The 19,521-nt window shown below is 37.6% G+C and carries 18 protein-coding genes and 1 other annotated feature; all 18 genes read right to left on the bottom strand.

Annotated features, from left to right (window positions below):
* Positions 1 to 506: 506 nt before the first annotated feature.
* On the bottom strand, positions 507 to 1,163 hold the full coding sequence (locus tag ACTND6_RS08380; RefSeq protein WP_441023552.1) for a hypothetical protein: 657 nt from the start codon (positions 1,161 to 1,163) through the stop codon (positions 507 to 509).
* Between the two features lie 31 nt (positions 1,164 to 1,194).
* A complete protein-coding gene (locus ACTND6_RS08375) occupies positions 1,195 to 1,545 on the bottom strand; it encodes a hypothetical protein (protein WP_441023554.1) in 351 nt (116 codons plus the stop codon).
* Between the two features lie 21 nt (positions 1,546 to 1,566).
* On the bottom strand, positions 1,567 to 2,565 hold the full coding sequence (locus ACTND6_RS08370) for a leucine-rich repeat domain-containing protein (RefSeq protein ID WP_441023590.1): 999 nt from the start codon (positions 2,563 to 2,565) through the stop codon (positions 1,567 to 1,569).
* Between the two features lie 111 nt (positions 2,566 to 2,676).
* Entirely contained in the window at positions 2,677 to 3,033 is a 357-nt protein-coding gene (rbfA, locus tag ACTND6_RS08365) for a 30S ribosome-binding factor RbfA (RefSeq protein WP_441023556.1), read from the bottom strand.
* A 2-nt stretch (positions 3,034 to 3,035) separates the two neighbouring features.
* Positions 3,036 to 4,895: a translation initiation factor IF-2 gene (gene infB / locus ACTND6_RS08360; protein ID WP_441023558.1), complete on the bottom strand. Its 1,860-nt coding sequence runs from the start codon at positions 4,893 to 4,895 to the stop codon at positions 3,036 to 3,038.
* Between the two features lie 86 nt (positions 4,896 to 4,981).
* Positions 4,982 to 5,236, bottom strand: coding sequence for an RNase P modulator RnpM (gene rnpM / locus ACTND6_RS08355; RefSeq protein ID WP_441023560.1), 255 nt, complete (start codon positions 5,234 to 5,236; stop codon positions 4,982 to 4,984).
* Between the two features lie 2 nt (positions 5,237 to 5,238).
* The gene (gene nusA, locus ACTND6_RS08350) at positions 5,239 to 6,975 is read right to left on the bottom strand and encodes a transcription termination factor NusA (RefSeq protein ID WP_441023563.1); all 1,737 of its coding nucleotides are present in this window, start codon (positions 6,973 to 6,975) and stop codon (positions 5,239 to 5,241) included.
* Positions 6,976 to 6,985: 10 nt separating this feature from the next.
* Positions 6,986 to 7,447 carry a ribosome maturation factor RimP gene (gene rimP / locus ACTND6_RS08345; protein ID WP_441023565.1) on the bottom strand — a complete coding sequence of 154 codons (462 nt, stop codon included), beginning with the start codon at positions 7,445 to 7,447 and terminating at the stop codon, positions 6,986 to 6,988.
* Positions 7,448 to 7,544: 97 nt separating this feature from the next.
* Entirely contained in the window at positions 7,545 to 7,784 is a 240-nt protein-coding gene (locus tag ACTND6_RS08340; RefSeq protein WP_441023567.1) for a hypothetical protein, read from the bottom strand.
* A 27-nt stretch (positions 7,785 to 7,811) separates the two neighbouring features.
* Positions 7,812 to 9,302, bottom strand: a complete 1,491-nt coding sequence (gene glpK / locus ACTND6_RS08335; RefSeq protein ID WP_441023569.1) for a glycerol kinase GlpK — start codon at positions 9,300 to 9,302, stop codon at positions 7,812 to 7,814.
* A 195-nt stretch (positions 9,303 to 9,497) separates the two neighbouring features.
* A complete protein-coding gene (locus ACTND6_RS08330; RefSeq protein ID WP_441023571.1) occupies positions 9,498 to 9,641 on the bottom strand; it encodes a hypothetical protein in 144 nt (47 codons plus the stop codon).
* A gap of 63 nt (positions 9,642 to 9,704) precedes the next feature.
* Positions 9,705 to 12,356, bottom strand: a complete 2,652-nt coding sequence (gene ppdK, locus ACTND6_RS08325; protein WP_441023573.1) for a pyruvate, phosphate dikinase — start codon at positions 12,354 to 12,356, stop codon at positions 9,705 to 9,707.
* A 285-nt stretch (positions 12,357 to 12,641) separates the two neighbouring features.
* Positions 12,642 to 13,913 (bottom strand): ATP-binding protein, encoded by a 1,272-nt coding sequence (locus tag ACTND6_RS08320; protein WP_441023574.1) that lies wholly within the window; start codon positions 13,911 to 13,913, stop codon positions 12,642 to 12,644.
* Positions 13,914 to 14,249: 336 nt separating this feature from the next.
* Complete coding sequence (locus ACTND6_RS08315) at positions 14,250 to 15,182, bottom strand: alpha/beta hydrolase (protein ID WP_441023576.1); 933 nt, start codon at positions 15,180 to 15,182, stop codon at positions 14,250 to 14,252.
* 60 nt (positions 15,183 to 15,242) lie between these two features.
* Complete coding sequence (locus ACTND6_RS08310; RefSeq protein WP_441023578.1) at positions 15,243 to 17,855, bottom strand: valine--tRNA ligase; 2,613 nt, start codon at positions 17,853 to 17,855, stop codon at positions 15,243 to 15,245.
* Between the two features lie 39 nt (positions 17,856 to 17,894).
* Positions 17,895 to 18,092: a binding site (T-box leader), on the bottom strand.
* Between the two features lie 180 nt (positions 18,093 to 18,272).
* Positions 18,273 to 18,578 (bottom strand): helix-turn-helix domain-containing protein, encoded by a 306-nt coding sequence (locus ACTND6_RS08305; RefSeq protein WP_441023581.1) that lies wholly within the window; start codon positions 18,576 to 18,578, stop codon positions 18,273 to 18,275.
* A 35-nt stretch (positions 18,579 to 18,613) separates the two neighbouring features.
* Positions 18,614 to 18,856, bottom strand: coding sequence for a hypothetical protein (locus ACTND6_RS08300; protein ID WP_441045091.1), 243 nt, complete (start codon positions 18,854 to 18,856; stop codon positions 18,614 to 18,616).
* 11 nt (positions 18,857 to 18,867) lie between these two features.
* Complete coding sequence (locus tag ACTND6_RS08295) at positions 18,868 to 19,341, bottom strand: response regulator (RefSeq protein WP_441023586.1); 474 nt, start codon at positions 19,339 to 19,341, stop codon at positions 18,868 to 18,870.
* Positions 19,342 to 19,521: the final 180 nt, after the last annotated feature.

Below are 19,521 nucleotides of genomic sequence, written 5' to 3'. Positions count from 1 at the left end.
ACTTTTACCTCGCAGTTAAAGTGTATATCCAGCAATATGATTTTATTGTACTAAAAAGCGGACACTAAAGAGATTTCTGAACTTTTTTGAATCAGGTGGTCAGTTATGTTTTATAATTGAAAGAAAACTATTATATAACCGCAGTTTTAAATATTACTTTATTTATTGAATATTCATGTATGCATTTTCGTATTATAAAGTCTGTTTAAATGTCTAAAGCAATCAAAAGAAGATATAGAAAAACATATGTTTTAGCTATTGATTTTTAAAATTTTTTTCTATTTAGTTATCAAAAGCCCTTTCGAACTGTTTTGTTCAAAAGAGCTTTTGTTTCAGTTTTTATTCTGTTTTATTATTTGTACAAGATACTAATTTAGATTTTTTTCTAAGCAGAATTACACTTGCTAAGCCATATCTGCAGCCAACAATATACCGCCATAGAGTAGTGTATTGCTTTGATCTGATGTATCAGCTGCTTTGTTTCCCTTTGTGATTGTGAGTGTGCCTTATACATTTGTAATTTGATAGTTCTCTTTCTTTGTGCCTTTATAGAGTGTATATGTGAATGTATTTTTGATAGAGCCAACATCTGTAATTGTTCCTGTAACTTTATATGTTGTACCTTCTTTACTAACAAAGCCTTCACCTGAGACTACGACAGTCTTATTTGTTAATGGCTTGCCATCGTATTGTTTCTTTGCGGTTGCACTTGTTAATGTTACCTTTCTTGGAATGATTTCTAATGTGTAGTCTATTGTTACTGTTTCGTGGTTAGGATGTTCTACCTTTGCTTTAACATTTAATACACCTGCATCTGTAATGTATGGCTGATCTTGCTTCCATGTTCTACAATCTAAGGAATAGAGTACTATTGAACCTTCTTTTACAGATGGAATGGCTTGTTGTGTGAATGGTTTACCATCATAGATTTTTGTACGCTCTTTGTCTTCTGGTGTAATTGTGAAGGTTGCTTTTTCAACTGTGAATGTGACTGGATGATTTGTCTGGATCACATCATTATTTGATGCTTCCCTGCTTGTAACTCCTAAATAGTAGTAATACCTTCCAGCATCATATCCATCTTCTATTGGCAATATTGTAGATGCTGCACCTTCAATCTTTTTCCCTTTGAAGAAGGATTCTCTTTTGTTGCACGATACCACTGGTATGTATTTGTCTGTGTTTCAATAGCTTCTACATCTGCCTTGATCTGTGCATGTGTATAGCCATATATTGCTGTATTTCCAGTGAATTGTACGATGGATCAGAAGTAATGACATCAAAGCAATACGCTGTATCTGTTGTACGTTCAGAATCATTGACAGCGATTGCGTTACTTGCAGACTTAAAGAACAGCTTCCACATGCCTCCACTCTTTTCTACATAGTATCCATAGATTTCTAAAAAATAATAGCCATCTTCATAGTCTTCTTTGGAATAGCTGGATGTAGTTGTTCTTTCATGTTGTGGACCATCAACGACAATTATATTTGTGACAGATGGATTGTCATATAGATTGTATCTGCCAAACCCTTCTTCTTTCATGCATGGTCCTTGGCTTCCAAGTTACCATACATCCGTCCCTGCATATTCAAATTTCACTTTGATAGGTGCATCTTCATTTGTTTCAAGTAGATGAGAAACACTGACACCGATCGTATGTGGCTTGTTATTGGAAACATTGATATTTGGATATGTATCTGTTGTTTCAATGACTTTGTCATCAACGAGAAATTGAATGACTGGTTCATCAATTGCATAAGAAAAATCCTGTCTAAGTTCATCTGCAGCTGGCTTCAGAACTGTTGTTTTTTCTAATACCTTATCGTTATAAACCCATCCTGCCTGATAGCCAGCAGGCGCATCTGTACCTGTATCTGACAGTGTGTAGTCTGGATCAATGAACCAGCTGCCATTGTCATAACATGAGACATTGACTGATTGTCCCCATAGCTTCTTTTCAGATTTCATATCTGCATAATGCAGTGTATATACAATGGATAATGCATTCTTGTATGAATTGTTTTCACTGCTTTGATATGTATGCTTTGTCTCATAGTTCTGAAATACTGTAATGCGCTTATGCAAGCCATATTCACTTGCTTTGAATGCTTCTTTACCATAGCTTTTTTCATCTTCTTGTAATACATGAATCATTGTTATTCCACTTGTTTTATGGAATGCTTCATTACCAATAAACATTACAGTGGATGGAATTGTAATCACAGTATCTGCTGGAAGTGATTTACAGTTATAGAATGCCTGATAGCCAATGGATTCTAGCGTATCTGGAAGTTCAAATGCTGCGTCATAATTTTTTGAAGTAACACGTACAGACTGTAAATCTGTACAGTCTTTAAATACACTGCCACCCTCTTGATCTCCAGTGTATTTTAATGATGATGGAAAAAACACACCCGTAAGATTCGTACAGCCATTGAATGTACTTTTGCCAATGTATGTTACTTTTGAATGTGATAAGTCTAATAAACCTGTTAAAGATGTACAGTTCATGGCTGCCTGAGTGTTAATGTGTGTTAGATTCAATGCATTCGTAAAATCAATAGATACTACATTAAATTCAGATTTTGTTAAGCACTTGTTGTAAGTATTCGCTTACATTTTAATCAATTCATACAAGAAAAAGACTCTGGAACCCCAGAGTCTCTCATTCACTTATTCTTCATCATCTTTGTGAAAAGACGCAATAATATCATCGATATGACGAGCTTTTCTTTCCGTTTCATCAATCACGAAGATTAATTCCGGACATCTTCGAATACTCAATCTCTGAGATAATTCTGTACGAATATATCCCTTAGCTCTATTCAAAGCTTTTAAGCCAGCCTGTGCCCTCGCATCCTGTCCTAAGAATTCACAGAACACCTTTGCATAAGAGTGATCATTAGAAACCTGAACATCAGTAATCGTCACAAATCCAACGTTAGGATCCTTCACACCAAACTGCACGATTTCAGAAATATTCTTACGAATAATACCTTCTAATCTTTTCTGCTTAAAGTTCTTTGCCATAATTAATCAACAGGAACTTCCTGTGCCTCATAGAATTCCAAAGTATCTCCAACCTTAATATCATTGTAGTTTGCAATTGTTAGACCACATTCATAACCAGAAAGCACTTCCTTAGCCTGATCCTTGAATCTCTGTAAAGAGCCAAGCTTACCATCATACACAATGATACCTTCACGAATCAAACGCACACCACAGTTCGCTTTTGCCTTGCCATCTGTCACCATACATCCAGCAATTGTACCAACTCTAGAAACTTTGTATGTTTCTCTCACTTCAGCTTCACCAATAGTAACGTCTTCATATACTGGTTCAAGCATCCCCTTCATGGCAAGTTCCATTTCTTCAGTAGCATTATAGATGATGTTGTGTAAACGAATTTCTACACCAGCTTCTTCAGCCTTCTTACGAATATTTGCATCCGGTCTAACATTAAAGCCAATGATCATAGCCTTAGAAGCATCCGCAAGCATAATATCACTTTCTGTAATAGCACCAGCAGTTGCATGAATCACATTGATCTTAACATCACCAACTTCAAGTTTTTCCATACTGGACTTCACAGCTTCTGCAGAACCTTGTACGTCAGCCTTGATGATAATAGGTACTTCCTTGATGTTACCTGCTTCAATCTGTGCAGACAAGTCTTCCAGTGACATAGCACTTGTCTTTCTTCTTTCAGCTTCCTGCTTTCTTCTCTTACGACGATCTGCTAAAGCTCTTGCTTCCTTTTCATCGTCAAAGTTTCTAAACAAGTCACCAGCTTCAGGCACATCATTCAAACCAATGATTTCAACAGGTGTAGAAGGACCAGCAGACTTCAATGTACGCCCATTTTCATCTGTCATTCTTCTCACCTTGCCAAAGGATGTACCAACAACAACTGGATCACCCTGGTGAAGTGTACCATTCTGAACAAGCAATGTTGCTACTGGTCCTCTGCCCTTATCAAGCTTTGCTTCAATGACAGAACCTGTAGCAACTGTATTTGGTGCAGCTTTCAATTCCTTGATATCTGCAACTGTAAGAATTGTTTCCAAAAGGTCATCAATACCATCACCCTTTTTCGCACTTGTAGGAACAAAGACTGTATCTCCACCCCATTCTTCAGGCATGACGCCTAGATCACTCATTTCACCCATGACGTGATCAGGATTTGCATCTGGCTTATCCATCTTGTTGACCGCAACAATGATAGGAACACCAGCAGCCTTTGCATGGTCAACTGCTTCACGAGTCTGTGGCATAACACCATCATCTGCAGCAACAACGATAACAGCGATATCTGTAATGGATGCACCACGTGCTCTCATCGCAGTAAATGCTTCGTGACCAGGTGTATCCAGGAATGTAATCTTTCTACCATCAATAGAAACCTGGTAGGCACCAATTGCCTGCGTAATACCACCAGCTTCACCAGCTGCTACCTTAGACTTACGGATTGTATCCAGAAGTGTTGTTTTACCATGGTCAACATGTCCCATGATTGTAACAACAGGTGGACGTTCTTCAAGAAGATCTGGATCAGTAACTTCTTCCACTTCCAATGTATCTTCTTCTCTTTCTTTTACCTTTGTTGGTTCAATATCATAAGAGATACATACAAGTTCAACAGTTTCATCATCCAGTGGTGTATTGATTGTAACTGCTTTTCCTTCCATGAATAATGTTTTGATAATATCCGTAGAAGGATGAGCAATCTTTTCAGCTAATTCACCAACTGTGATTCCATCTGTATATGTAATTGCGTGAACTTCTTCAACAACCTTCTTAGGCTTGCTGTCGAAGTTTTTATTATTGTTATTGCGAGTTTTGTTATTGTTCTTTTTGTTTTTAGAACCATTACTCTTTGTATTCTTTGGCATAGATAACCTCCCTTTCTTAATGCATCACTATTCATGATGCGAAACAATCATATTCTTACATCGCCTCTTTTCGTATTTGCATTCATTTAGATTGCTTTTTTGATTTCTTCATAGAATGAATCAGGAATATCCATTTTCAGTGCTCTTTTTAAAGCACCGTTTTTCTTTGCAGCTTCTACAGCATCCAGACTTTTCTTGAGATATGCGCCATGGCCATTGGCCTTTCCTGTAGGATCTACTGCAAGATTTCCCTCTGGTGTACGAACGATGCGAAGAAGATCTTTTTTAGCACACTGCTCGCCTGTAGCGACACAGCGTCTCATCGGAATCTTTCTAGGCATGATTATTCATCCTCGTCGTAGTAATCTTCGTATTCATCGTAATCGATGTCGTATTCTTTTTCTTCTTCCGCTTCCTGCTGTGCTTCGATTTCAGCAAGTTCTTCTTCAGAATAGATTTGAGAAGCAGTTGCACGTGCTGCAAGCTTATCCTTGAGCTGCTGCTGCAGTTCCTTGTTAGAGAGCTTGTAGTTATCTTCATCACTCTTCTTCTTGAACTTCTTCTTACCCTTAGCTTCAGCCTTCTTGCTTGTATCTGCTAACTTTTCAAACTTGGATACGTATGTATTGTTTGCTGCCATTTCTTCGAGGTCAGCGTGTTTGTTACTCTTCTTTTCTTCCACAAGTGTTTCTTCGCTTTCTACTTCTTCTTCAACTTCGTTGTCTTCTTCTACTTCAGCAGGTGTTTCTTCATTTGCTGCTGTTTCTTCTTCCTTAGTATCTTCTTCATCCATTTCATCAAGCACATTTTCACTTAATGTTTCCATCATTTCTTCAGGGATGAAGTCATCATCTTCACTGCCGGCATTTTCTTTAAGGGCGGCAATCTTTTCAGCAGCTGCAGCCTTCTTTTCTTCCTGTTCCTTGATGGCTTCAGCACGTTTCATTTCATTTTCTTTTTCTGTCTTTTCAGCAGCCTTCTGCTTCAATACTTCAGCCTGTGCAAGTAAAGCTTCATAATCCATACCTGCTTCTTCAATTTCTTCACGTGTCTTGATATCGATCTTGTGATTTGTCAGCTTCACCGCAAGTCTAGCATTCTTACCACGCTTGCCAATTGCAAGAGAAAGCTGCGCAGCATCAACGATAACAAGCAGGCTGTTATCATCTCTGCCAGGCAATACTGCAGTCACAACTGCAGGTGCTAAAGCATTCTTTACAAGAACACTGACATCATTAGAGTATTCAAAGATATCAATCTTTTCACCATTCAATTCATCAATGATGTTCTGTACACGGTTGCCTCTAGGTCCAATACATGCACCAATTGGATCAATGTCTGGATTATGAGACAGTACAGCCATCTTCGTTCTATCACCAGCATCTCTAGCAATTGCCTTGATTTCAACGATACCGTTATAGATTTCAGGAACTTCCTTTTCAAACAGTCTCTTTACAAGCATTGCATCCGCTCTAGATACAAGAACCTGAGAACCCTTTGTATCTTTATTGACAGCTGTAATAACAACTCTTGTCTTGTCACCTTCTCTTAATACTTCACCAGGAATCTGTGCAGAATGAGGCATCAAGGCAACAGACTTGCCAAGATTGATCAATGCAAACTTATCTTTCACAGATTCAACAACACCGATAAACATTTCATCGATCTTGTCTTTGTATTCATCATAGACAGCACTCTTTTCAGCTTCTCTGATCTTCTGACGAATGACATTCTTCGCAATAGAAACTGCAGCTCTAGACAATTCAACTTCTTCAATTGGTCTTCTGATCTTACCGCCAACTTCAGCATTTGGATCAATTGCTCTAGCTTCTTCTAAACCAATTTCCAATTCATCATCCTGAACATCATCATCACTTTCAAGTACTAAGTAGTTCTGATAAAGATCAAACTTCTTTTTCTTTTCATTGAGTTCAGCAACAACATCAATATCCTGAAGTTCAGCATCTTTTTTGTATGCTTTTGCAACAGCTTCATTCAAAGCTTCCAGGATTACAGCTTCAGAGATATTTCTTTGTTCTTCAACATCACTCAAAGCTCTTAGCATTTTTTTGTATTCCATGTTTCTCTCCTTAAAATTTTACAGCCAAACGAATGAAGTCAATGTCTTCCTTCGTAAATTCTGCTTTTCTAACAGCAGCTTTATCACGGTATGATAGATGAACAATATTTTCATTTACATCTAAGATCTCACCAGTGAATTCAAGCATCTTTTTAAATGGATGTTTCAAACGAACATACACATACATACCTTGTTTGATTTCATCAAGATTCTTGATTTCTCTTTCTGCTCCAGGTGAACAAACTTCTAATGTGTACTCTTCCTTGATTGGATCTTCTTTGTCTAAGATTTCTGAAATCTGTTCAGAAACCAAGGCACAGGTATCCAGATCCATGCTTCCATCTTCTTTCATGATAGATACTTCTAATGTTCTTTCGCTTCCATACGTTCGAAAAACAAGATCATAAAGAATGACACTGTTTCTTTCAAATACTGGCTGAAACAATTCCTTTAAATGTTCAATTCTATCCATACGCCTCCCAAGCACAACATAAGGAGTGCTTTCGCACTCCTTGTTTACGCCTTTAATATACATCGTTTTTATGTGTTTCGCAAGTGTATTTAATGAATCAATTTTTCTCTGCTTCTAGAATTTGTATCAATTCCATAGCCCGCTCTTGCATCATATTTGCAAGCATCTTTAATCTTTTATCACTTAGATTATACTTTTCATGTTTTTCAAATGTGAAATGCAACAGTTTTCTTAGCTTTGCAATTTGTTGTGTTCCACAATACGCTTTGACAAGTTCAAGATATTGTTCATTGCCACCATTACTCGCTTTTAAATATTCTGTATTACCTTTATACAAAAAATACGTATATGTACCAATAAAACTTTATTTCGTAAACATTCTAGCAGCACTCACTGCTTTCTGCCAGCGATCATACATTGCATCTGCTTCCTCTTTACAAATAGATGGTTCAAAGATCGTATCTTCACTGTCTTGTTTGCGAATATCATCCATTGTCCAGTAGTTGATTGCAAGTGCTGCCAGTCTAGCAGCACCAAGTGCAGTAGATTCTAATACAGATGGTCGAATAATACTGCATTGCATAATATCTGCCTGCTTCTGCATCAGATAATTATTTGCACAAGCACCACCATCTACACGCAATCTAGGAATCGATACCTGGCATGTTTTTGCCATGGCATCCAGAACATCACGTGTCTGATAAGCTAAGGAATCCAGTGTTGCCTTTGTAATGTCATACTTTGTTGTACCACGCGTAATACCAAAGATTGCACCCCTGCAAGAATCATCCCAGTATGGAGCACCTAAACCTACAAATGCTGGTACTACCATAACACCGCTCTCCTTGTTTGCTTTCTTCGCATAGCTTTCTGATTCACTGCTCTTTTCAAAGAATTCCATTTCATCACGCAGCCATTGGATTGCACTGCCAGATACAAAGATAGAACCTTCCAATGCATAAGAAATCTTTCCATTCAGTCCCCATGCAATCGTTGTCAATAAACCATCATTAGATTCCTTTGGTGTTGTACCTGTATTCATTAACAGGAAGCCACCTGTTCCATATGTATTCTTTGCTTCTCCTTCCATAAAGCATGATTGACCAAACAATGCAGATTGCTGATCCCCGGCAATTGCACAGATTGGAACTTCCTGATTGAAGAAATGATATGGTGCCGTATGCGCATAGATACAAGAAGAGTCTTTGACTTCTGGAAGCATGTTCATTGGAATATCCATAATGGAACATAATTCTTCATCCCAGCATAAATCATAAATGTTATACAACAATGTACGACTCGCATTTGTATAGTCCGTAACATGTGCTTTCCCGCCAGAAAGACAATACACGATCCATGTATCCATTGTTCCACATAACAGTTTACCTTGCCTGGCAAGTTGCTTTGCGCCATCAACATGATCTAAGATCCAGCGGTATTTTGTAGCAGAAAAGTATGGATCAATTCTTAAACCTGTTTTCTTATGAAATGTTTCATTATACCCTTTTTCAATCAAATCATTACAGATATCAACTGTCTGCCTGCTTTGCCATACAATTGCCTTATATATTGGCAGTCCTGTATCTTTATTCCAGATGACTGCTGTTTCTCTCTGGTTTGTAATACCAATGCCAGCTACCTGAGATGGATCAATATGAGACTTCATGATGCATTCACTCATACATGCAAGTAATGCAAGCCAGATTTCATTTGCATCATGTTCTACCCATCCCTCCTGTGCAAAATACTGTGTAAATTCTTTTTGTGCGACAGATACGATTTCTCCTGCGTGATTAAAAAGAATTGCACGTGTAGAAGTCGTACCTTCATCAATTGCCATGATATATTTTTCCATAGGTGTCTCCTAAAATATTGTTAACTCTATTGTAGAACAATTACAAAAAGAAAAGAAGAGACAAGGAAATCTCTAATAGACATACAATACAAAATGATTGGGAAAATAAAAGGCGATAGTCTCAAAACTACCGCCATACAACATGTTCAATCAACCAAGATAATAAATCATCATAGTGAGCTTTCATCATTCCTTTTATTTTGCATGCTTTCTGTACGCTTCATTATTCTGTTCAAGTAATTGTCTAGAAACAGCGTCAAGTTCTATATCATCAGCAGTTTCGTATTTATCATGATTGTTAATTTTCAATAAAATATATTCAGGTTTATTATCTTGCATTTTTTCTATACTTTACCAAAACAAAAGAAGAGACCCGAAAGTCTCTCCTATTCGTTTTGATAATTACTTGTTAGAACCTGTACGGCGGATTTCAGCCTGTGCAGCAGCTAAACGAGCGATAGGTACACGGTATGGAGAACAAGATACATAGTTCAATCCAACAGCATTGAAGAATTCAATAGAAGCTGGGTCACCACCATGTTCACCACATACACCCAAGTGGATATCACTTCTTGTAGCTCTGCCACTTTCACTAGCCATCTTGATCAACTGACCAACACCCTTTGTATCAACATGAGCGAATGGATCAGATTCATAGATGTGCTTGTTGTAGTAGTCAGGTAAGAACTTGCCAGCATCATCTCTTGAGAAGCCAAATGTCATCTGTGTCAAGTCATTTGTTCCGAATGAGAAGAATTCAGCTGTTTCAGCAATTTCACCAGCTAATAGCGCAGCACGTGGAATTTCAATCATTGTACCAACTTTATATGTCATTGTGCTGTTAGCTTCAGAAATGATCTTGTCAGCTTCAGCCTTGACAACGTTAGCAACATATTCCAATTCCTTAGGTTCACCAACAAGTGGAACCATGATTTCAGGAACGAAGTTCCAGTCCGGATGTTCTGTATTTACCTTTAATGCAGCGTTGATAATAGCACGTGCCTGCATAGCACCAAGTTCAGGATATGTAACGTCTAGACGGCATCCTCTATGACCCATCATTGGGTTGAATTCCTTGAGTTCTTCAGCAGCAGCTTCGATATCAGCAATAGAGATACCTAATGCTTCAGCAACGTCCTGTGCTTCCTTGTCACCATGTGGCAAGAATTCATGTAGAGGTGGATCTAATAGACGAACAGTAACATTTCTGCCACCCATAGCTTCAAAGATACCAATAAAGTCTTCAGTCTGGTAAGGTTCCATCGCAGCTAGTGCCTTAGCACGCTGTTCAGGCGTTCTAGATACACAAAGCATACGGATAGCCTTGATACGATCAGCTGTATTGAAGAACATATGTTCTGTTCTAACTAGACCAATACCTTCAGCACCGAATTCAACTGCCTTGGCAGCATCTGCAGGTGTATCAGCATTTGTCCTGATCTGCAGTCTTCTCTTTTCATCAGCCCAGTTCATAAACTTAGCAAAGTTACCAGAAATTGTTGCTGGAACTGTCTTAACTTCACCCTTGTAAACTCTACCTGTATTACCATCAACAGAGATTACATCATTTTCTGTATATGTTACACCATCAACTGTAAAGCACTTGTTAGCTTCATCAACCTTCAGATTACCACATCCAGATACGCAGCAGGCACCCATACCTCTAGCAACAACAGCAGCATGAGATGTCATACCGCCACGAGCTGTAACGATAGCCTGTGCAGCAGCCATACCCTTGATATCTTCTGGAGAAGTTTCAAGACGAACAAGAACAACCTTCTTGCCTGCTTCTGCAGCCTTTTCAGCATCTTCAGCAGTAAATACAACTGTACCAGCACCAGCACCAGGAGCAGCAGCTAAACCAGTAGCAATCACATCGCCTTCCTTAGCCTTCAGATCACTTGGATCAAATGTTGGGTGGAGCAAGTCATCTAACTGTTTAGGTTCAACCATGAGTAATGCCTGATCAACAGTTACAAGACCTTCATCAACCATATCAACAGCTACCTTTAATGCAGCGTTTGCAGTTCTTTTACCATTACGTGTCTGAAGCATGAATAGTTTTCCATGTTCAATTGTAAATTCCATATCCTGCATATCATGATAATGCTTTTCAAGGATATCAGCGACTCTTGCAAATTCGTTGTATGCTTCTGGCATTGTCTTTTCAAGATCAGCAATTGGAGATGGTGTACGGATACCCGCAACAACGTCTTCACCCTGTGCATTCATTAAGAATTCACCGAATAGCTTGTTTTCACCAGTTGCTGGGTTTCTAGTAAATGCAACACCTGTACCACAATCGTTACCCATGTTGCCAAATACCATTTCCATTACGTTAACAGCTGTTCCCCAGGAATCAGGGATGTCGTTAACTCTTCTATAATAGATAGCTCTTTCATTATTCCAGGAACGGAATACAGCCATGATAGCTCTCTCTAACTGAACGATAGGATCCTGAGGGAATTCTTCGTTGAGTTTTTCCTGATAGAAAGCCTTGAACTTCTTTGTAAGTTCTTCCATATCATCAGCATCTAAGTCAATATCCAGCTTAACGCCCTTAGCTTCCTTCATTTCATCGATGATTTCTTCAAACTTGCTCTTAGAAAGTCCCATAACAACATCAGAGAACATCTGAATGAATCTTCTGTAGGAATCATAAGCGAAACGCTTGTTTCCACTCTGCTTTTCAATTACCTTGACAACTTCATCATTGATACCAAGGTTTAAGATTGTATCCATCATACCTGGCATAGAAGCACGTGCACCAGATCTTACAGAAACAAGTAATGGATTTTCATTATCACCAAACTTCTTGTTTGTTTCTTCCTGTAACCATTTAACGTGTTCATCAATCTGTTCCTGTACGTCACTAGAAATCGTTTCCCCATCTGTGTAGTACTTGATACAAGACTCAGTTGTGATTGTGAATCCTTCAGGAACTGGCAAGTTCAAAGAACGCATTTCAGAAAGGTTTGCGCCCTTACCACCTAAAAGTTCACGCATGTTTGCATTACCTTCAGCAAACTTATAAACATACTTTTTGCTAGCCATTATAGCCTCCTCTTAATTCTTTTACCTATTATATTGCAAGCGCTACCAAAAAGCCATTATTTTGTGAAAAAAATGTGATTTTTTTACATTACATTCATACTGATTTTAATATTTCCTTGATTTTGAAATGATAAAAAATGTATAAATATAAGCAATTTCATGATTGTATTCAAATATAAGAAAAAGTGCATCTCTGCACTCTTTTGTTGCTTCCACGCAGTTTGCTGATGCTCTTTACAGTGAACTCCTCGGTCATTGAATGATCAAGGATTCCCATTTTCATTTCTAAAACAACTCTACACGCCCTAAAAGCATATCGATTAAATTGCAATGGAAAATACCATTTTCATCGTAAAAATTATGTGGTATATCCATGCGAACAATTATTTTTTTGAAGAAATCCTTTGCAAGCATTAAAGAAGCCAATTCAGAAGATGTTTTCTGTTCTGTGTCCACCCGAAATGCCGATTGAATATAGATTTTTCGATCTGCATCATTTACCACAAAATCTATTTCCTTCTGAATATTCTTTCCTTTACTTCTATCTGATACAACACCAACATCTACACTATAACCTCTGCGTATAAGTTCATTATATATGATGTTCTCCATAATGTGTCCTGGATCATATTGACGATAATTTAAGCGCGCATTACGCAACCCAACATCTGTATAATAATATTTATTTGGGTACTCAAAATAAGTTTTCCCCTTAACATCATATCTTTTTGCCATGCTGATCAAAAAAGAATCTATCGTATACTGCACATAACTTGCAACCAAGGAAGAATTAATTTTTTCATTTTTCATACTGCTCAAGGCATTCGATATATTCGTAGGATTCGTCAACGAACTGATCTGTGAAGCTAAAAAATCCAATATTTCACCAAGAACATCTTCCCTCTCAATTTTATTGCGTTCAACAATATCTCTAATGTAAACTTCCTTAAAAAGAGAAGTTAGATAATCCTTCTTATCTTTTTCATCTTCTAAAGCCAACAACCTCGGCATTCCACCGTAAAGCATATAGGTATCTAGCGCTTTTCTTTCATCGCCTCCTGCATACGAATAATATTCTTCAAATGAAAGAGGATAGATATGAATCTGTGTTGCTCGACCCCTGAATTCCGTAGCGATGTCATTAGACAAACCTTTAGAATTACTTCCAGTTACATAAACATCAAGATTTCTGTATGCTTTCAATTCATTCAACATATCATAAATCGTAACTGTAATTCCGCCATTTTCTTTATCAACTACTTTAGTTGTATATTGTACCTCATCAATGAAAAGATAGAATTTTTCTTTTTTATCACAGACGACATCTTCTACATACTCGCAAAGAGTAATCGGATTTCGATATTTATAATATCTCCTTTGATCTAACTCAAATTTAAGAATGTGATCTTCCGGTACACCCTGTGAGAGAAGATACTCATAAAACAGGTCAAACAGTATAACTGATTTTCCACATCTACGGATGCCAGTAATAACCTTTATCTCTCCATTCCACATATTGTGGATCAATCGTTCCAAATAAGAATCTCTCTGAATCATTTTTCACCTCATACTTGCGTCGCTTTTGTAACAACTTTTAAGTAAAGTATACAAAACTATCTTAAAATCATCAATATTTATATGAATTTATATCTAAAACTTACGTCGCATACGACGCAAGTTTAAGGTCAAATACACCGAGTATTTGTAAAATGAAGAAAAATCTTGATCTTGTCTATGATGAATTCTAAAAGCGTAGCATAGACTGTCAGGAGCTTAAAGACAATTACTTCTCATTCTGAAATAAAAAAGAAGTACATAGAATGATCATATGTACCTCTTATTGCTTAAGTTGTTTGAATGTTTATATTCATTCGATTTTGTAGTGTCTAAAGTCTATTCATGAATATGTTTATCAATGTAGGAAAATAAACGATTGAAGTATTCAGGACTAGTATATGTTTCGTTATATCCCTTTCCTTCCACAAGATATAATTCCTTTTCAGAAGCACATGCATAGTAGTTATCAAATACCATACTTGTAGGTACTGTTGTATCTGTACTGCCATGAATAAATAACATTGGTACTTCAGCTTCTCTTAACTGCTGCTTTTGGGATACATCATGCAATGAGAAATGCAGGATCTGCTTTACAAGTACATCAACAGCTGGAAGGAATGGTTTTGCTTCAACATGTGCTAAATGACGTGTTGTATAGTTAATAATGTCTTTAATACTGCTGTAGGCGCCATCTTCTACAGCACACTTGACCTGGTTAGGTAAATAATCTCCCACTGCATTAATGACCGTTGCACCACCTGTATTCAAGCCAAACAATGCAATCTTAGCATCTTTATGCATGCTGATCAGATAATTGATCCAGTTCATCAGATCATAATGTTCATTCCATCCAAGAGATGTATACTTTCCTTCACTTGTACCACATCCTCTTTGATCAATTGCAAGAATGTTATATCCTCTATGATCTGCTTCATACATATAATCAATCATGTTCTTGAAGTAAGATGCTGTTCCATGCACCAGAATGATCCATGTATTGCTTTCAGGATGATTTTCAAGTGCTAATGCATGCAGCTTCAATCCATCATAAGAATTCATAAAGCAGTCTTTCTTTTCACTATGCATAAACCACTCTTCTTTTTCTGTATCACAATGAATCAAATTTGTTGATTTATGGATCATAGAACGCTTCAAATCAAATGCATGTCGAAAGATTACATAAGAAAATCCAGCATAGGCACTCGCCGCAGTTGCCGTAACACCACCAATGATTTTCAGCGCGGTATGTTTCTTTTTTTCTTCTGCCATAAGGTTACCTCTCAAAAAATAAAATCTCTACTATTTCTAGTAGAGATTATACCATTGTCATTAATGATTTAGTACCGCAAGACGATCGACAATTGCCTGATATTGTTTTTCATATGCTGCAAGCTTGTCTTTTTCTGCCTGAACCTTTGCTTCAGGTGCCTTGGCAATAAAAGACTGGTTGCTTAGCATCTTATGAGAACGATCCAGTTCCTTCTCTAGTCTTTCCTTTTCAGCATTCAGCTTCTTCTTTTCTTCTTCAGGATCAGAAAGTTCAGAACTTGGAATATACAATGTACCTTCATAGATTGTTTCAACTGTTAAGTCACCATCTAATGCAGCACACCATTCAGCCTTTGCCATCTTCTGCATGATTGCAGACAGGTTTTCCTTTGGCTGTAATGGATTGCCATCAAGATCCTTGATGAGAACATGGATTGGTGCAGATGGTTTCAAATCATTTGTATTCTTGACTTCACGAATCTTGGAAATTGCAGAAATCAAACGATCCATATCCTTAAGTCCACTTGCATCAATACCTGTAATCTTTTCAGGCCAGCTTTCCAAACAGATAGATTCCTTTGTGTGTGGAAGTGTCTGATAGATTTCTTCACATACAAATGGCACAAATGGAGATAACAGCTTAACGATTGCATTGAGTACAACATAGAGTGTTGACTGTGCACCCTTCTTGGCAAGTTCATCTTCGCCATTCAATGCAGACTTGCTCATTTCTACATACCAGCTGCAGAAATCATCCCAGATAAAGCTGTATAGTGCATTTCCCGCAATACCAAACTCATACTTGTCCATGTTTGCTGTAACAGTATCAATTGTTGCATTCAACTTGTTCAAGATCCAAGTCTCACTAACAGTCAAGTGAGTCAAATCAACATCACTTTCTTTCATACCTTCTGGAAGATTCATTAATACGAATCTAGAAGCATTCCAGATCTTGTTGATGAAGTTCCAGCTTGCTTCAACCTTTTCAGGAATATAACGCATATCCTGACCAGGTGCAGAGTTTGTTGTGAGGAAGAAACGTAATGCATCAACGCCATAGTCATCAATGACCTTCATTGGATCAATACCATTGCCTAATGACTTGGACATCTTTCTACCCTGTGCATCACGAATCAAACCATGAATGAGTACATCCTTGAATGGACGGTTGTTTGTAAAGTGTCTAGCATCAAATGCCATACGCGCTACCCAGAAGAAGATAATATCATATCCAGTAACAAGTGTACTTGTTGGATAGTAACGCTTGAAGTCTTCAGTTTCTTCAGGCCAGCCAAGTGTAGAGAATGGCCATAATGCACTAGAGAACCATGTATCTAATACATCTTCATCCTGCTTCCACGCATCACCTTCTGGTGCTTCCATGCCTACGTATGTTTCACCTGTTTCATCGTTATACCATGCTGGAATTCTATGACCCCACCATAACTGTCTAGAAATACACCAGTCTTCAATATTTTCAAGCCACTGTGTAAATGTCTTTTCAAATCTTTCTGGATAGAAGTTGATCTTCTGATCAGGATCATTCTGATTCTTTAATACATCTTCTGCTAATGGCTTCATCTTAACAAACCACTGCTGAGACAGGTATGGTTCAACAACACAATGTGTTCTTTCAGAGTGTGCAACGTTATGTGTGATGTCTTCAATATGATCCATGACACCTTCCGCATTAAACTTTTCTACAAGTTTTTCTCTGCATTCATAACGATCCATGCCTTCAAATTCTTTACCACAGATTGCATTCATTGTTCCATCTGGATTCATACAGATAGGCTTTTCTAAATGATGTCTTTCAGCAATTGCATAGTCGTTAGGGTCATGTGCAGGTGTACATTTCATAATACCTGTACCAAAACCAATTTCAATATAGTCATCTCCAATGATTGGAAGTTCCTGATTGTTTGCTGGATTGATGCAGTGCTTGCCAATCAGATGCTTTGTCTTTTCATCGTTAGGGTTCACAACAACACAAACATCACCAAACATTGTTTCAGGACGTGTTGTAGCGACAATGAAATGTTCATGATCTTCTACTGTTTCATAGTTCATGTAGTACATCTTGCCTGGATCATCCTGGTAGTATACTTCAATATTACTTAATGCTGTACGTGCTTCTGGATCCCAGTTGATGATTCTCCATCCACGATAGATCAGACCTTCATTGTATAAAGTAACGAATACATGCTTGACTGCTTCATTTAAGCCATCATCCATTGTGAAACGTTCTCTTGTATAGTCTAAGGAGTTTCCTAGCTTCGCCCACTGCTTACGAATTGTAGCTGCGTATTCTTCCTTCCACTCCCATGCACGATCCAGGAATTTTTCTCTTCCAATGTCATAGCGAGAAATACCTTCAGACTTTAAACGCGCATCAACCTTTGCCTGTGTTGCAATACCAGCGTGGTCCATACCTGGCAGATACAACATATCAAAGCCCTGCATACGCTTATAGCGTGCAATGATATCCTGTAATGTATTGTCATAGGCGTGTCCGATATGAAGAATACCTGTGACGTTTGGTGGCGGGATAACAATTGTATATGGGTCTTTCGATTTATCACCTGCCGTGAAATAGCCTTTGCTTACCCAACCATCATATTTTCCTTCTTCTACTGCTTTGTGGTCATACTTCTGTGCTAGATTCTTTTCCATAAATAACCTCCTGAGATAAATAAAAAACGTCCTGAAAATACATAGGACGTGTAATAACGTGGTACCACCTTTGTTTGCTTCTTGATAGCGTAACGTGCTAGAAACGTTCTAAACTACTTTAGTTCATCTAGAAATGCTCAGAAACGACTTCTTTGAATATACATGCCTGTTTTTCATCAACCACAGTGCTTTCTAGAATGCAGGGATTCAAATACTACTTTTCTTCAATGCATGTCAATTTTAACATAGTTAACAAAGATTGCAATCAAGATTTTTGCATATATTTCATGATTTAGTGTAATCATTCTGCTAGATAGTGTTCATCTTTCTTATTTGCACCATTATGTTTTCTATATTCTTAGATTGCGTTCACTGAACTAACCATGAATAAACACATGGTGTTTCCATCAAATTTTTCTAGCGAATCTGCAACATCTGCACTTGTTTTGGAACAAGACTAATGTTCATGTCTAGTGCATTGGCAATTTTTGACATAACTTTTAGTGTTGGATTTGCTTCCCCGTTTTCAATTTTGGAGAGTTTACCTTGGCTGATACCAGTCATCTTCGAAAGTTGTTTCTGTGTCATATTTTTTGATTTTCTTGCATGAATCATAGATATAGCAAATTCTCTTTCAGGCTCATCTTCGTCCCAAATTTGTTTGAATTCAGAATCCGTAGCACATTCCTCATTGATAAAATCATCTAATGTGTATTTTTTCATAACATACGTTTCCTTTCTCGATTTATGTATATGATTCAAGACTTCTTCATTATCCAATAGATCATAACTTTAGAAAGCATCAGCTTCTTTGTAATGAAAGTATCAATGATCCATAAAAAGATATAGAAAGTGAATGATACGTATGGATGAACTTCCATTGCAAACGCAAGAAACTGCATGAAAAAGAAACCTGAAAGATAGATACTCATGAATATAGCTATCGTAATACAGAAATATAGAAGCTTTTCCTGCAATAATGTCCATTTACTCTTCATCATTAAGAATTATATCATTCCTGGACATATTTGCTGATGGTTTTACATACATTTTTAATATCAATTGGTTTCGGAATATAGTCATTCATGCCAGATGCATACGCTTTATCCTGATCTTCTTTAAATGCATTGGCAGTCATCGCAATGATTGGAATGCTGCTGAAAGATGGATCTTTTAATGAACGAATGCTCTTTGCAGCTTCATAGCCATCCATGTGAGGCATTTGTATATCCATCAAGATACATACATATGTATGCGGCTTCTTTTTTGTTAACGCATCAATACATTCAATACCATCTTTGGTACGATCAATGATCATACCTTTTTCTTTCAATAATTCGATTGCGATTTCAGCATTCAGATCATTATCTTCCGCAAGCAAGATACGTTTTCCTTCTAGGCAGCTGAAATCATTATCCTCGAATGATGGCTGCAATGCTTCTTTAGAAGCAATCTGCAGTGGGATTGTTACTTTGACACTCCCCATGCCTAAAGTCAGGGGATTCTTGCTACCTGCCAAGTGTATTGGCTGACCAGTCCATTTCTGGCTTGTCGCAGTGCAAGTTATGGGTATGCCATTACCCTTCCTAGAGCAGAACATATAGTTCTCTAGGCAGTATGTCTGATATTGCTATCGCCAGCATACTCAGTTGAGTTACAAATATTT

It is taken from the genome of Bulleidia sp. HCP3S3_C9, assembly GCF_052064035.1.
Taxonomy (GTDB): domain Bacteria; phylum Bacillota_I; class Bacilli_A; order Erysipelotrichales; family Erysipelotrichaceae; genus Bulleidia.
Note: the sequence above shows the minus strand (reverse complement) of the source record. Positions and strands in the feature narration are given on the sequence as shown.

Excerpts from the sequence above, each read along its gene's own strand:
- ACTND6_RS08375 (WP_441023554.1), bottom strand. The coding sequence starts at position 1,545 with ATGAAAGAAGAAGGGTTTGGCAGATACAATCTATATGACAATCCATCT.
- rbfA (WP_441023556.1), bottom strand. The coding sequence starts at position 3,033 with ATGGCAAAGAACTTTAAGCAGAAAAGATTAGAAGGTATTATTCGTAAG.
- infB (WP_441023558.1), bottom strand. The coding sequence starts at position 4,895 with ATGCCAAAGAATACAAAGAGTAATGGTTCTAAAAACAAAAAGAACAAT.
- rnpM (WP_441023560.1), bottom strand. The coding sequence starts at position 5,236 with ATGCCTAGAAAGATTCCGATGAGACGCTGTGTCGCTACAGGCGAGCAG.
- nusA (WP_441023563.1), bottom strand. The coding sequence starts at position 6,975 with ATGGAATACAAAAAAATGCTAAGAGCTTTGAGTGATGTTGAAGAACAA.
- rimP (WP_441023565.1), bottom strand. The coding sequence starts at position 7,447 with ATGGATAGAATTGAACATTTAAAGGAATTGTTTCAGCCAGTATTTGAA.
- glpK (WP_441023569.1), bottom strand. The coding sequence starts at position 9,302 with ATGGAAAAATATATCATGGCAATTGATGAAGGTACGACTTCTACACGT.
- ACTND6_RS08330 (WP_441023571.1), bottom strand. The coding sequence starts at position 9,641 with ATGCAAGATAATAAACCTGAATATATTTTATTGAAAATTAACAATCAT.
- ppdK (WP_441023573.1), bottom strand. The coding sequence starts at position 12,356 with ATGGCTAGCAAAAAGTATGTTTATAAGTTTGCTGAAGGTAATGCAAAC.
- ACTND6_RS08320 (WP_441023574.1), bottom strand. The coding sequence starts at position 13,913 with ATGATTCAGAGAGATTCTTATTTGGAACGATTGATCCACAATATGTGG.
- ACTND6_RS08315 (WP_441023576.1), bottom strand. The coding sequence starts at position 15,182 with ATGGCAGAAGAAAAAAAGAAACATACCGCGCTGAAAATCATTGGTGGT.
- ACTND6_RS08310 (WP_441023578.1), bottom strand. The coding sequence starts at position 17,855 with ATGGAAAAGAATCTAGCACAGAAGTATGACCACAAAGCAGTAGAAGAA.
- ACTND6_RS08305 (WP_441023581.1), bottom strand. The coding sequence starts at position 18,578 with ATGAAAAAATACACATTAGATGATTTTATCAATGAGGAATGTGCTACG.
- ACTND6_RS08300 (WP_441045091.1), bottom strand. The coding sequence starts at position 18,856 with ATGATGAAGAGTAAATGGACATTATTGCAGGAAAAGCTTCTATATTTC.
- ACTND6_RS08295 (WP_441023586.1), bottom strand. The coding sequence starts at position 19,341 with ATGGGGAGTGTCAAAGTAACAATCCCACTGCAGATTGCTTCTAAAGAA.